Origin of the sequence: Meridianimarinicoccus marinus (assembly GCF_040689105.1) — a bacterium.
Taxonomy (GTDB): Bacteria; Pseudomonadota; Alphaproteobacteria; order Rhodobacterales; family Rhodobacteraceae; genus Meridianimarinicoccus; species Meridianimarinicoccus marinus.
Window position 1 is genome coordinate 1 of sequence record NZ_JBFBVU010000047.1, and the last position, 12,972, is coordinate 12,972.

Consider the following 12,972-nt stretch of genomic DNA (forward strand, 5'->3'; position numbering starts at 1 on the left):
ATTTCTTCGCCTTCGATCTGCCGCACAGCGACGCCTGTTATGTCCGGGCCTATCCTGCGGCGACCACCGAGGCCTGGACCGATGAATTGCCCTGAGGGACCTTGGTTTCCTTTGCGGTGTGCCGTCGTAAATTGGGTCGCCAGTCCCCATATAGGTACTACCGACGCCAAGCATCCCGGTCCGGCATGGACGAGGAATTGGCGCCGCCCAATCAAAGGATTGATGACATGTCCTTCAAGGACCTGACTGCCAGGGCAGCGGCGGCAATGGAGCCGAAGCCTGCGGAGCCCGCGAAGACCCCAGCCAAAGAACTCAAGCCCAAGACCGCCGGCGAGGAACCACAAGACAAATCAAAGAAACCTTGAGCTTTGCACCGGCTGCGCGCCCTGTCCTCGAAGGGGGCGCGGACCACCCGCAGCAACAGGGGAGAGGATCACGCCGATGGAAGATCTGACGAGCAAGACCGTCGCGGTTTTCGCCCGACCGTTCACGGTTCCAGGCTTTGCCGAGACGCTCCCGGCAGGGGAGTACGAGATCGAAACGGAGTTGGTGTCACCCCCGGATCAACAGGATCCCGCAGCCTGGAAAGCCTCCGTCCTCGTCAAGCTTCTTCCCCGGATCTCGCATCCCGGACTTGCGCGGACTCTGACCGTTTCGCTTGCCGACCTGGACCACGCACGCGCCAAGGACAAGCTGACGGGCAAGGCGTTGTCCGACTTCTTTCTCGAGGAAATGCTGACAGATCCGATGGTGCGTCTCGTGATGAAGGCTGACGGAGTTTCCGAGGCGCATTTGCGACATCTCTATTCCGAGCGTGGGACGCCAGATCCCGATCTGATTGTGCCGGCGTCGGCGACGACCGCCCAAAGGGCGCGGGACGATGCGTCAATCCGGGCCGCCGAAAACGAAGGAATGCCTTCAAGATCGGAAACACCGTCGCGATCGCGCAGCCGCCACTTGGCGGGACAGATCTGATGTCGGACAAGGCCATGGCCGAAAGCGAAATACCATACAGTGTGACCGCAAGGGCCCGGCGTGACGTTCCGCAAGAACGCCAGTGCCTGCGGTGCGAAACCCTGTTCTGGAGCGAAGGTTTCGGAGAGCGGATCTGTCGGCGCTGCAAGGGGTTGAACGCGTGGCGAAACGCCGTGCCCGTCAGCCCCGGTTCATCACGCCGCCGCTGACCCACATCCATGCGCGTGCCGTCTTCCTCGAACCACACTGGACGCCCATTTGGCCTGCCTCGACATCGTTCACACCACCACCTACCGCTACCGTCAGTCGGTCTCTCTCGGGCCGCACAAGTTGATGCTGCGTCCCCGCGAATCGCGGGACTTGCGTCTTCTCTCCCACGAGATGAGCATTGCCCCGACGGCGCCCATAACCTGGGCGCATGATGTTGCCGGCAACGGGATCGCCACCGTCGTCTTTGACGCTCCGACAGATCATCTGGTGATTGAAAGCCGCGCCAGCGTGGAACTGACCGCACCAGCCTGGCCAGTCTTTGCCATCGCTGCCTCGGCCGCCCAGTACCCTTTTGTCTACGCCGCCGAAGAATGGACGGACCTGGGTGCTTTGACGGTACCGCAATACGGCGACGTCGATGGCCGCTTTGCAAGATGGATCGAGGGCTTTGTCATGGCGCGCCCGACCGACACGCTTTCTTTGCTGAAGGACATCAGCAATGGCGTGTTCACCCAGATTTCCTACCAGAGCCGCGATGACGAAGGCACCCAGTCGCCGATTGAGACACTCGATCGGGGATGGGGCTCGTGCCGCGATTTCGCAGTCCTGCTTGCAGAGGCCGCCCGCCGTCTTGGCTTGGGCGCACGCATCGCCTCCGGCTATCTGTCCGATCCCGAAATAGGCCTCGTCGGGTCGGCGGGTGCAGGAACCACACATGCCTGGGTCGAAATATTCATCTCCGGTGCGGGTTGGATTGCCTTCGATCCAACGAACCTGAGCGTCGGGTCCGGAAACTTGATACCGCTCGCTGTGGCCCGGAACATCGCGCAGGTCACGCCGGTAGCAGGCACGTTCCTTGGAACGAACCTCGATCTGCTTTCGATGGAGGTACAAGTAAAAATAGAGCGTGCTTCGGCTCAAAAGAACGCGCTTCTGGCCTAACAGGGCGGGGCGGACATCGCGCTTTTCTGATTGTGTTTCGGTGGCATAGGCTTGCGGCGTCTGGTTTTAACCAATCAATCCCAACGCCTTAATGGCCGGAGGAGGCTCGACGTCAGGCCCATCCCCTCCGCCGCCTTTCGCGACTGGGATCGAACTCGGTCATGACCCGCTCGAGGTTGACAGTGGGCCGTTCAAACCGGGCTCAGCCCCTCCCGGCCCGCCAACTCTGATTTGTGATTGCCCAGCAGGCTGACGTCAGCGCCCCATCAGGTCCTTGATCGCTCCGATGAATTTAGCATCGTCCCTGGTCTTGCGATCTTCGAGCAGAGCATGGGCATCTTCGCCCGCGCGGAAGCGGAGGCGGTCCCCGGTTTCGTTTACGGCCTGCCAGATGACCTCGGCGATGACCTCGGGGGCCGACGGGTTCGCGGCCAGCTTGCCGAACAACCGACCCATGGCCTCGGCGGTCGGGGCGTAGTCCGACAGCGTTTCGTCCATCGCAAAGTCGAAGGACCGGCCGCCAAAGTCTGTCTTGACCATGCCGGGCTCGACGATGCGCACCCGGATGCCGAGCGGCTCCAGTTCGTAGTGCAGCGCCTCGGACAGGCCTTCGACGGCAAATTTGGTGCCGTGGTAGAGCGTGCCGAGCGGAAAGGTTATCTGCCCGCCGATGGACGAGATGTTAACGATCGTGCCGGAGCGGTTCGAGCGCATATGGGGAAGCACAGCCTTTGTCACCTCCAGAAGCCCGATCACGTTGGTGTCGAACTGCCGGCGGATGCGCTCTGTCGAGAAGGCCTCCAGCGGGCCATAGGCGCCGTAACCGGCGTTGTTGAGGAGCGCGTCGATCCGGCCGAACCGGGACAGCCCGTCAGCCAACGCCGCAGCGATGGAGCCCGCATCGGTTACGTCCAGCCGGGTGACGAGGACGTTGTCCAGCGCTCCGAGATCCACGCCGGCGGACGGGTCGCGCATGGTCGCGACGACGTTCCAGCCCTCGGATTGAAAGCGTTGGGCCGTGGCCTTTCCGATGCCGGAAGAGGCCCCGGTGATCAGGATGGTCTTCATGTCTCTCTCCTCAGGCGTTCAGGTTGAGCATCCGCTCGATGCCGAAACTCGTGAGAACGGTGCGCGTGACGTCGTGCAGCACGTCGTTGTATCGCTCGATCTCGGGACCGACGCCGGTGTGGTCGACGACCGTGCGGAAGGGTTTCTTCCCGAACGGCAAGTCCAGCAGGGCCACCACCGCCTCGGCGATGCGCTCGGGACGCTGATCTGTCGTGGCGTCGAGCATCTGGGCAAGGCCAGCTGCCGACATCGCGGGCACTTGCGCGAACTCTCCGTAGCCGGCCTCGCGGTCAGGATCGCTCGGCACGACCATCCCGTCGAAGAAGGCCGTCGGCATCGCGCCGGGCTCGACGATGCAGGACTCGATACCGAAACCCGACAGCTCTGTCCGGTAACACTCCACGATGGCCTCGAGCGCCCATTTCGACGCCGAATAGGTGCCGTAGAAGGGCGTGGCGATCCGGCCGATCAGGCTGGAGGCGTAGAGGACCGTGCCGCGCCCCTGCGCGCGCATACGGGGCAGGGCCGCGCGCATCACCCTCTGTACACCTGTAACGTTCACTTCAAAGACGCGGCCCATGTCCTCGGGCGACATCAGTTCCTGGATGCCGTAGGATCCGATCCCGGCATTGTTGAACAGCACGTCCAGGCCGCCGAGCGCTGCGATGGCTTGCGCCACGCCGTCTTCGGTGCTCGCGGTGTCAGTCACGTCCATTTCGACGATGTGCGCACCGGCGGCCTCCAGCTTCGCCACTGTGTCGGCGTTCCGCCCCTCGCGGTGGCGGACGCTGCCCGCGACCTCGTGCCCGCGGTCCAGCAGCGCCAGCGCCGTAGGCTTGCCGAAGCCACCCGCAATCCCGGTTATCAAGACCTTTGCCATGGTTGTCCTCCTCGCGTTCTGGTCAAATCGATTTTAGTACGACGGAGGCGTCCATTCTTTCTCGATTGACCGGGATTCTTGCCTGATCCTCCATGGTTTGCTATTTTCTGATAAAACTGTGAAATCTCTTTGCTAGACGGGGCGCAAGGAGGAAAGCATGACCCACGGAGCCCTTCTGGATCACGTATCGGCGTTGCTCGACCGAGAAGGACCCGCGCAAGGCGCGCTTGCGCACGCCCCAAGCGGCCTGCATTTCGTTCGGTTCACAGATCCGACCGGGCAAGACGCAACCGTCTACCGCCCGCTACTCTGCCTTGTTTTGCAGGGCGCCAAGGAGGTCGGCACGAGCCGGAGGACCCTGCGCGTCGCCGACGGACAATCGCTCGTTGTCAGCCATGCCCTGCCGGTCGTCTCGCGCATTACCGAGGCCGCGCCGAACCGTCCTTACGTCGCCCTCGTCTTCCCGATCGACCTCGACCTCCTGCGCGGGATGGCCGTCGACTTGGCACCCGCCCGTGCCGCCAGCCAGCATGACCCGTTTTCGATTTCGCTTTGCCAGGCCGACCTGGAGACGGAGGCGGCACTTCTGCGCTATCTCAGACAATGCGATCGCGAAGACGCGCGGTGTCTGCTGGCCCCGATCACGGCGCGCGAAATCCACGCCCGTCTCCTGTTGGGCGCCCATGCGGAACCGCTTCGCAAGCTGCTCTGGCACGAGACCACGGCCAGCCGCATTTTCCAGGCTACGCGCGAGATCCAGTCGGACCTCGCCCGCCCGCTCACGGTTGGCGACCTTGCGGACCGAGCCGGTATGAGCAGTTCTGCCTTTTTCGAGCACTTCAAGGCTGTCACGGGCACGTCGCCGCTGCAATACCAGAAGGACCTGCGTCTTCTGCGCGCCCGCGAAGCTTTGCGCAGCACGAACGAAAAGGTCTCCGGGATCGCGTTCACGGTAGGATACGAAAGCTCGGCCCAGTTCTCACGGGAATACGCCCGCAAGTTCGGCTTGCCTCCGAGGAAGGACCGCGCGATCCATGCGTCAGAGTAGCAGTCCGACATCTACCATTCCATTTGGATGGCAGTCGCTTCTGGAGCAGACAACAACTTCAAACTTATTCCACATAAATATAAGTCAATGACTTGCAGGGTGGAGAACGCTCGACCCCGGTCCCGTTCCCTCCGCCATAAATGCTGATAAAACAGTGGCTTGCGTGGTCATGGATCAACTAGTCCCTACATAGCCCCTAAAGTTGTCTCGCTTGCCAAGCCGCGGTATTCTGTGGCGGCGTTCGATACTGCGATGGGATGTGCGATGCATGACGAGATGAAGCGCCCCCGTGTGCTGGGCAAAAGTGGGCGACCTGAGCCAGAAGATCACTTTGACCAACCAGTCGGGCGATTGGACTTCATGCAACAGGCGGCGAAATCGGCGCAACAGCATGTCCGTCAGAGCAACAAAGGCAAGCAACGTGCCCGGTGTGGTCCGATGCCGCCGCGCGGAACATCCGAGCAAATGCTTGTGGGGTACAAGAAGGCTCCACAGTGCACGGCACAGAAGCGCAACGGCACACGGTGTCGAGCCGTTGTGGTCCGTGGGTCTGATCGGTGTGCAAAGCATGGCGGGGTGCAGCGTAACCCGTCCTGCCCCGCTGCTGGCCGGTGGTATCTACACGGGAAACTGCGCCCGAACTACAAGCGGTACAAAACACACCCCAGTGCGCTCCCTCGCCGGGATCAGTCCGACGGCTAGGCGTTCACCCCCCGGCACCCCTGAAAACCGCTAGGATTTGGTTGCAATGCGCTCCGAAAAAATTTGCGTTGTCCAGAAAAACTACGTTTGGACGGTGAAGGCGGCGGGCATCAATAACACCCTTAGCCGTTTGGTGCGTTATGTGATCTTATGATTGATCATGCCTGACTATCCGCTGTTCTACTGCTGTGATCCCCGGAAACGTCCTCGATTGTGGTTAGAGTTTTCCGCATAGAATCCCCGGCTGGGAGACTGAGGCGGATCAGCAAACAGCGTGAGGCGCTGTTTGCCCGACGAAGCGGAAACGCATGAAAGCATCGAAGTTCACGGAGTGAGGCGGGACCGTGGCCCCGGTGGGGCCGCGAAAGCCCGATGAACCGGAAGGCGTTCATCATCAAGCAGGCGGAGGAGGGCGCGACGGTTGCGGAGGTCTGCAGGAAAGCCGGGATCAGCTCGGCGACGTTCGTCAATTGGAGTGAAGGCGGATAAAGAAAAGCGTCCAGTGGACGGTTTTCCCGCCACACAAGTACGCCGGGCTAATGCCGTCGGAGATGAAGCGGCTCAGGGAACTGGAGCAGGAGAATGCGCGACTGAAGAAGATCGTGGCAGACCTGTCTCTGGACAAGGAGATGCTGCAGGACGTTATCAAGCGAAAGCTCTGAGGCCTGCCCGGAAGAGGACGCTGGTCGATGAGATCAGAGCTGATTGGCGGGTATCGATCCGGAGGGCCTGTGGGCTTATCCGGTTCGATCCGCGGACATATCGGTACAAGTTTCGTCGACGCGACCAGGCCGCGTTGGAACAGCGGATCAAGGAATGAGGAGGGTCAGCAAACAGTCCGGGGGACTGTTTGCCCGACGAATGCGGAGACGCGCGTGCGGTTTGGCTATCGTCGCGTCCATGTGCTTCTGCGCCGGGAGGGTTGGGAGATCAACGCGAAGAAGACGTATCGCATTTACAAGGAGTTGGGCATGCAACTCAGGACCAAGACGCCGAAGCGTCGGGTGAAGGCGAAGCTCAGGGAGGACCGTGCGGAAGCCGTCGGGCCGAACGATGTCTGGGCGATGGACTTCGTGCACGATCAGCTCGCGACGGGCCGGAAGATCAGGGTTCTGACCGTGGTCGATACCTTCTCACGCTACGGGCTGGTGCTCGATCCCAGGTTCAGCTACCGCGGCGAGGATATGGTAACAACGCTCGACCGGATCTGCCGCCATGCAGGCTATCCGGCGACGATCCGGGTCGACCGGGGCAGCGAGTTCATCTCGCGCGACATGGACCTCTGGGCATATCAGCGTGGCGTCACGCTGGACTTCTCCCGACCTGGAAAAGCGACGGACAACGCCTTCATCGAAGCGTTCAATGGCAGGTTCCGGGCGGAATGTCTGCGGTCCTAGGTAGCAAATGCACCAAAGGCTTGATTGGCCGTCGGGGTGAGAACATGGAGTGAACATCTATTCACTATGAGGTCGCCATGGCGCAGCATTTTCTCCTGTCGGCAGCTGCGAATACGCTGTCGCTGAAGTCGATCTTCTCGGAAGGCGAAGAGGCTGCGTATCAACGGTTTTGCCGTTTGCGTTGGCCGGAGACCAACGGGTCGCCGGTCTGCCCGGCCTGTGGGTGCGTCGACGTCTATGACCTTTCGACCCGGCGCCGGTTTAAGTGCGCAGCGTGCCATAAGCAGTTTAGCGTGACCTCGGGGACGATCTTCGCCTCGCGCAAGCTCTCCTTCGTCGATCTGCTCGGGGCGATCTGCTTGTTCGTGAACGCGTCCAAGGGCTTGTCGGCCGTGCAGATGTCGCGTGACCTCGATGTCCAGTACAAGACCGCGTTCGTCCTGATGCACAAGCTGCGGGAAGCCTTGGCGGCGGAGACGCGCGACGCCCGCCTGTCGGGTGAGGTCGAGGTGGACGGTGCAGCGTTCGGCGGGCACGGCCCCGCAAACAGCTCCATCGTCGCGTTCAAATGCGCCAGATCGTGCTTGGCATGCGCAATCTGCGCCTCATACGCCTTGATCTGCCCAAGGATCTCCGCGCGCTTGGCCGTAAGGGTCTGAATGACAAGGGGATCGCTCATGGCTCTATTGCAGCTGAGAACCAGACGCCCGTCCACCAGGCAACTTGGTGCATGTGCTACCTAAGACCGAACTCTTGAACGAAACCCTTTTCTCGTCACTGGCCGAGGCCCGCGAGAACATCACCGCATGGAAGGACGACTACAACCGACAAAGACCCCACTCATCCCTCGGCAATCTCACGCCGCAGGAATTTGCAAAGAAATCGAGACTGGAAACCCAGGCCGCTTGAGGCCAGAAACCAACCGACGGATCCTCCCGAAAACTGGAGGGAAGTCGGGGCTCAGGTCACTCTTCATGGGTCATTTCACAGGGACAGTCCTGACCTCAGCCGCGTCGGTTCTCAGAAACAACCAACACTCCAAGCCATCCGATGCATTCGGAACTCGGGTCTCATTCCGCGACCGCGGATGGGACCAATTGGTGCAACCCGATCATCGAGTTGTACTCGCCAAATCTGAGCCTCGCGGCGTCCTCGGGCAGCTTTCCGTCCGACAGCATGCTGGAATAGGTTGAGCGAAGGCACTGTGCCGTCACCAAGAGCGACGATACAGGGTAGAGAGCCACGGCAAAACCCATGCGTTCCAGTTCGTCGCGGGCGAGATAGGGCGTTTTGCCATCTTCAACCATGTTGGCGACCAGGCGAGCCCCCTTGAAGGTTTCGGCGACAAGCCGAAGTTCCTCAAGCGACTGCGGCGCCTCGACAAAAAGGATGTCGGCCCCGGACTTGAGGAAGGCTTCACCTCGACGCAGCGCCTCGTCCATGCTGATGACCGCGCGCGCATCGGTGCGGGCCATGATCAGGAAGTCATCGGATCGGCGCGCCTTGACCGCCGCTTCGATCTTGGCGGTGGCTTCCGCCAGGCTGACCACTTCCTTGGAGGCCATGTGCCCGCAGCGTTTCGGAAAAACCTGGTCCTCGAGCTGGATACAGGCAACGCCCGCTGCCTCGTAAAGCCGAACCATGCGGGCCACGTTCAGTTCGCTGCCATGCCCGTTGTCGCCATCGGCAATCAGCGGAACCGGTGCTGCGGCTTCGGTCAGGGCCCGGGCGCGGTCGGCCATCTCGGTTGCCGTCAGAAGACCGATATCCGGAACGCCCAGCGTCGAACCGGCCACGCCGAACCCCGTCATATAGACGGCCTCGAACCCGGCCTGCGCAGCGATCCTGGCCGACAGGGCATCATAGGCGCCCGGTACGATCAGTGTTTTGTTTCGATCCAGCAATTGCCTGAGTGTTCCTGTCTGCATCTCGGTTCCTTCCCACTCTTGATGTCTAGTTGTATCCAAAACCATAAAATAGACGCGTGAATATTGCAATAGAGAATTAGATTGTATACAAGATGGGCGGATTGGAGAGAATCAACCGATCTGTCTAAGGCGCCCAGGCCGCAAGTCACGCGGCTCGTGACGCAAGACGGAGGAGGCCGGCCATCGAAAGGTGGCGGATCTTGGGCCGATCAGGAAATCTGAAGGAGGGAGACGGATGAAACACGCATACAGAGGTTTGATGATCGCTGCGGCGTCTGCGCTGGCAATGGGGGCAGGGACAGCCGGGGCCGAGACAACGCTGAAGATGAGCCACTTCGTGCCCACCGCGATCGGATTGCACACCGATTTCATGGAACCATGGGCCCGCGATCTCGAAGCCTGCAGCAACGGTGAGGTAACCGTCGAGATCCACCCGGCCGGTTCGGCTCTGGGCAACATCACCAAGCAATTCGACCAGGTGCGCGCCGGAGTGACCGATATTTCGTTCGGCCACACCGGAATTCCGCGCGGCCGGTTCCCCCGCACTTCCTTGATCGAGTTGCCATTCGTCGCAAAGTCCGCGAATGCCTCGAGCTTTGCGCTCTGGAACTTGTCAGGGACGCTCTTGAAACCGGAATATCCGGGCGTGCACATGCTGGGGATGATGGCGCATAATCCGGGCGTGATTCACACGACCAAGCCGGTCAACGACCTGTCCGACTTGGCCGGTTTGCGGATTCGCACCCCGAACCCGGCGATCAGCGAGGTTCTCAAGCACTACGGTGCCGAGCCGATCGGCCTGCCGCCCGGCCAGATCTACGAGAACCTCCAGAAGGGAACGCTCGACGGGCTGACCATCGACTGGACCGGTATCGGAGCCTACAAGCTGGGTGAGGTGGTGTCATATCACTACGATATCCCGCTTTATACGGTCGGCTTCTTCTTTGCGATGAACCAGCGCACCTATGACGGCCTGCCCGAAAACGTGCGCGCCTGCGTCGACAAGCTGTCGGGCGACGAACTGGTCGCCAGGTTCGGCCCCTGGTGGGACGAATGGGGCGCTGCTGCATTCGCCGAGGAAAGCGCCAGCGCCGATGATGTGATCGTTGTCGCGACACCCGAGCATCTGGAAGCCGCCAAGGCGGAGCTTGCCGGTGTGACCGAAGCCCTCATCCAGGAAGTCAGCGACTCCGGTGTCAAGAATGCCGCCGAGATCCTCGAGGCCCTGATCGCGACATCCGCCGAATACGACTGAGGGATTGCCGGAAGGCGCGCCTGCGCCTTCCGTTGATACAGCAGGAAAGGAAAGCGTGATATGCGTAGGTTCATCAACATCATGATCGACGGAATGGCATTTGCCAGCCTGGTCTTCATCTTTGCTGCGGCGCTTCTGACCTGCATCGACGTTGTCTTGCGCCACACCGCGGAAAGCTCGATCCCCGGTCTCGTCGATCTGACGCAACTGGCCATGATGTACGCCGTGTTCCTGGCCATCTCGTACGGTTTCGCGCGCAAGGCCCATGTTGCCGTCACCATTCTGACCGATAGCCTGTCGCAGCGCGTCAACCGCTTCCTGAGTGCGGCCTGGTGGCTGGCCGGGGCCGGTCTGCTGAGCGTTCTGGCCTATGCCGCATTCGAACAGGCTGTCCTTGTTGCCTCCTACGGCGACGTATCCCAGAACATTCGCATTCCGATGATCTGGTATTGGCTGCCGGTGGTGGTCGGGCTGATCGCAGCAATGCTGGGCTCCCTCTGGGCCATGGCGCAGACCGTCGAGCATCCGGACATTGTCTATCTTGGAGAACCGCAATGAGCATGCTTGCCATCGGAATTGTCGGATTGGTCGCCTTCGTGGTCTTGCTGGCCTTGCGCATGCCAATTGCCCTTGCAATGTTGACCGTCGGCCTGCTTGGCGGGCTTGTGGTGAACGGCTGGTCCACCACGATGTTCGTGACCGGGGGTCTGCCCTTCAGCAGCGTCTTTCCCTACGGTCTGTCGGTGGTGCCGCTCTTCGTTCTGATGGGCAGCCTGGCTCTGCACACGGGCATGTCTCGGAACCTGTATGATGCGGGCTATGCCGCGTTCGGACAGTGGCAGGGCGGATTGTCGATGGGCACCATTGCGGCCTGCGCCGGCTTCGGTGCGATCTGCGGATCCAGCCTTGCGACAGCCGCCACGATGGGGCGCATCTCGATCCCTGAAATGCGCGACCGGGGCTATTCCGATGCGTTCTCGGCGGCCACTGTCGCGGCGGGCGGCACCCTCGGTGTTCTGATCCCGCCAAGCATCATCCTGGTCATCTATGCGATCCTGACCGAGCAATCCATCGGACGCTTGTTCATCGCCGCGATCATTCCGGGGATTCTTGCGACCATTCTCTACATCCTGGCCATTGCGGTTACCGTGCGGCTGAAGCCCGGCACCGCCCCTGTCACCCAGAAACCCTCGGCCCAGGAACGGCTGCATCTTGCACTCGGCGCCTGGCCGGTTCTGCTGGTGTTCACCGTCGTCCTTGGCGGATTGTTCGCGGGCTTCTTCTCGCCAACCGAGGCAGCGTCGGTCGGCGTGCTGGGCGTGGCCCTGATCGCGGTGTTTCGGCGCAGACTGTCGTTGGAGGTGATCGTCCAGGCCGGGCGCGAGACCGCCGGGCTGACCGGCATGATCTTTCTGGTTCTCATCGGCGCCGCGGTGTTCAACTATTTTGTCGAGGCCACGCAGATCACCCACGTCCTTGTGGATTGGGTTTCGGGGGCGGGATTCGCGCCATGGCAGATAATCGTGGGCATCATTCTGTTCTACATCGTTCTGGGCTGCTTCATGGACTCGGTGTCGATGATCTTTCTCACGATCCCCTTCGTCTTCCCGATCGTGGTGGAATACGGGTTCGATCCGATCTGGTTCGGTATCCTGCTGCTGTCGGTGGTCGAAATCGGGCTGATCACCCCGCCGGTCGGCATGAATCTTTTCGTGGTCGCCTCTTCGGTCCCGGGCCTGCCGACAAAACGGGTCTATGCGGCAATCGTGCCCTTCCTGATGGCCGATTGTCTCCGCCTGGCCCTGGTGGCTTCGGTCCCGGCGCTGTCACTTCTGCTCGTCAACCTCGCCTACAACTGAGAATACGGAGAATAGGAATGAAATTTGTTGGTATCGCGGCCTCCACGCGGGACGGGTCCCTGAACCGACACCTGTTCGAACACATTGTCGATCGGGTATCGGGCCGCGGACACGACGTTCAGGACGTGAATTACGGCATGGTCGTAGACCTGCCGCATTATACGGCGGCGCGCGAAGCTTCCCCCGGCATTCCTTCGGAAATCCAAGCGCTGTCAGCCGATATCCTGAAGGCGGATGGCGTGATACTGGCATCGCCCGAATACAACTTCTCGATCCCGGGGCCGCTGAAGAACGCCATCGACTGGGTCAGCCGGATCAAGCCATCGGTCCTCATCGGCAAACCGGTGCTGCTGGCTTCCGCGTCGAGTTCGCCCGTTGGTGGTTGGCGCGGGCTTGCCGCTCTTCGGATCCCGCTCACCTGTCTCGGCGCGCAGGCCTTGCCCTGGGAGGTGACGGCCGGCGGTGTTTCCAGCGGGACCGAGATCGACGAACGGTTGGCGACCGAAGCCATGTCGCAACGCGTCGACATGGCGGTTACCGCGTTCCTCGATGCTTGCGGGCAAAAGGCGTGACCATCGCGCGGTGGCGAACTCGACGGCGGACACCAAGGAGAAAGAGCATGACGAAGGACAAGACGCTTTACGACAAGATCTGGGATGCCCATCTGGCCCATGAGGCCGAGGACGGCACCAGCCTTCTGTATATCGA

11 protein-coding genes and 3 pseudogenes are annotated in these 12,972 nt (G+C 61.3%); 11 read left to right on the forward strand and 3 right to left on the reverse strand.

The window, feature by feature from the left end; genetic code table 11:
- Positions 1-185 precede the first annotated feature (185 nt).
- The 3 genes from AB0T83_RS19195 to AB0T83_RS19205 all read left to right on the forward strand — a co-directional run bounded on the left by AB0T83_RS19195 (position 186) and on the right by AB0T83_RS19205 (position 2,127).
- Complete coding sequence (locus AB0T83_RS19195) at positions 186-365, forward strand: hypothetical protein (RefSeq protein ID WP_366194828.1); 180 nt, start codon at positions 186-188, stop codon at positions 363-365.
- 76 nt (positions 366-441) lie between these two features.
- Positions 442-975 carry a hypothetical protein gene (locus AB0T83_RS19200; protein WP_366194829.1) on the forward strand — a complete coding sequence of 178 codons (534 nt, stop codon included), beginning with the start codon at positions 442-444 and terminating at the stop codon, positions 973-975.
- 258 nt (positions 976-1,233) lie between these two features.
- Positions 1,234-2,127: a transglutaminase family protein gene (locus AB0T83_RS19205; RefSeq protein ID WP_366194830.1), complete on the forward strand. Its 894-nt coding sequence runs from the start codon at positions 1,234-1,236 to the stop codon at positions 2,125-2,127.
- Between the two features lie 255 nt (positions 2,128-2,382).
- Here AB0T83_RS19205 and AB0T83_RS19210 read toward each other — a convergent pair whose 3' ends face one another.
- On the reverse strand, positions 2,383-3,195 hold the full coding sequence (locus AB0T83_RS19210) for an SDR family oxidoreductase (protein WP_366194831.1): 813 nt from the start codon (positions 3,193-3,195) through the stop codon (positions 2,383-2,385).
- A gap of 10 nt (positions 3,196-3,205) precedes the next feature.
- Positions 3,206-4,075, reverse strand: coding sequence for an SDR family NAD(P)-dependent oxidoreductase (locus AB0T83_RS19215; RefSeq protein ID WP_366194832.1), 870 nt, complete (start codon positions 4,073-4,075; stop codon positions 3,206-3,208).
- Between the two features lie 157 nt (positions 4,076-4,232).
- On the opposite strand from AB0T83_RS19215, the gene AB0T83_RS19220 reads away from it, so the two are divergent.
- The 4 genes and pseudogenes from AB0T83_RS19220 to AB0T83_RS19235 all read left to right on the forward strand — a co-directional run.
- Positions 4,233-5,123 carry an AraC family transcriptional regulator gene (locus AB0T83_RS19220; RefSeq protein WP_366194833.1) on the forward strand — a complete coding sequence of 297 codons (891 nt, stop codon included), beginning with the start codon at positions 4,233-4,235 and terminating at the stop codon, positions 5,121-5,123.
- Positions 5,124-6,197: 1,074 nt separating this feature from the next.
- Positions 6,198-7,219 (forward strand): annotated as a pseudogene (locus AB0T83_RS19225) (IS3 family transposase); the annotation flags it as partial.
- Between the two features lie 80 nt (positions 7,220-7,299).
- Positions 7,300-7,758 (forward strand): annotated as a pseudogene (locus AB0T83_RS19230) (transposase); the annotation flags it as partial.
- Positions 7,759-7,963: 205 nt separating this feature from the next.
- Positions 7,964-8,098, forward strand: a pseudogene (locus AB0T83_RS19235) (integrase core domain-containing protein); the annotation flags it as partial.
- A gap of 194 nt (positions 8,099-8,292) precedes the next feature.
- Here AB0T83_RS19235 and AB0T83_RS19240 read toward each other — a convergent pair.
- Complete coding sequence (locus tag AB0T83_RS19240) at positions 8,293-9,219, reverse strand: isocitrate lyase/PEP mutase family protein (RefSeq protein ID WP_366194834.1); 927 nt, start codon at positions 9,217-9,219, stop codon at positions 8,293-8,295.
- A gap of 166 nt (positions 9,220-9,385) precedes the next feature.
- On the opposite strand from AB0T83_RS19240, the gene AB0T83_RS19245 reads away from it, so the two are divergent.
- Genes AB0T83_RS19245 through AB0T83_RS19260 form a run of 4 tightly spaced genes read left to right on the forward strand, consistent with a single transcriptional unit; the run spans position 9,386 to position 12,836 of the window.
- Positions 9,386-10,405: a TRAP transporter substrate-binding protein gene (locus AB0T83_RS19245; RefSeq protein WP_366194835.1), complete on the forward strand. Its 1,020-nt coding sequence runs from the start codon at positions 9,386-9,388 to the stop codon at positions 10,403-10,405.
- A 60-nt stretch (positions 10,406-10,465) separates the two neighbouring features.
- Positions 10,466-10,963 carry a TRAP transporter small permease gene (locus AB0T83_RS19250; protein ID WP_366194836.1) on the forward strand — a complete coding sequence of 166 codons (498 nt, stop codon included), beginning with the start codon at positions 10,466-10,468 and terminating at the stop codon, positions 10,961-10,963.
- A complete protein-coding gene (locus AB0T83_RS19255) occupies positions 10,960-12,264 on the forward strand; it encodes a TRAP transporter large permease (RefSeq protein WP_366194837.1) in 1,305 nt (434 codons plus the stop codon). The genes AB0T83_RS19250 and AB0T83_RS19255 overlap by 4 nt, the downstream gene beginning before the upstream one ends.
- A 17-nt stretch (positions 12,265-12,281) precedes the next feature.
- Positions 12,282-12,836 (forward strand): NADPH-dependent FMN reductase, encoded by a 555-nt coding sequence (locus tag AB0T83_RS19260; protein WP_366194838.1) that lies wholly within the window; start codon positions 12,282-12,284, stop codon positions 12,834-12,836.
- Positions 12,837-12,972 lie beyond the last annotated feature (136 nt).

Bases quoted from the DNA above. Each gene is read 5' to 3' on its own strand.
- AB0T83_RS19195 (WP_366194828.1), top strand. From the start codon at position 186: ATGGACGAGGAATTGGCGCCGCCCAATCAAAGGATTGATGACATGTCC.
- AB0T83_RS19200 (WP_366194829.1), top strand. From the start codon at position 442: ATGGAAGATCTGACGAGCAAGACCGTCGCGGTTTTCGCCCGACCGTTC.
- AB0T83_RS19210 (WP_366194831.1), bottom strand. From the start codon at position 3,195: ATGAAGACCATCCTGATCACCGGGGCCTCTTCCGGCATCGGAAAGGCC.
- AB0T83_RS19215 (WP_366194832.1), bottom strand. From the start codon at position 4,075: ATGGCAAAGGTCTTGATAACCGGGATTGCGGGTGGCTTCGGCAAGCCT.
- AB0T83_RS19220 (WP_366194833.1), top strand. From the start codon at position 4,233: ATGACCCACGGAGCCCTTCTGGATCACGTATCGGCGTTGCTCGACCGA.
- AB0T83_RS19245 (WP_366194835.1), top strand. From the start codon at position 9,386: ATGAAACACGCATACAGAGGTTTGATGATCGCTGCGGCGTCTGCGCTG.
- AB0T83_RS19250 (WP_366194836.1), top strand. From the start codon at position 10,466: ATGCGTAGGTTCATCAACATCATGATCGACGGAATGGCATTTGCCAGC.
- AB0T83_RS19255 (WP_366194837.1), top strand. From the start codon at position 10,960: ATGAGCATGCTTGCCATCGGAATTGTCGGATTGGTCGCCTTCGTGGTC.
- AB0T83_RS19260 (WP_366194838.1), top strand. From the start codon at position 12,282: ATGAAATTTGTTGGTATCGCGGCCTCCACGCGGGACGGGTCCCTGAAC.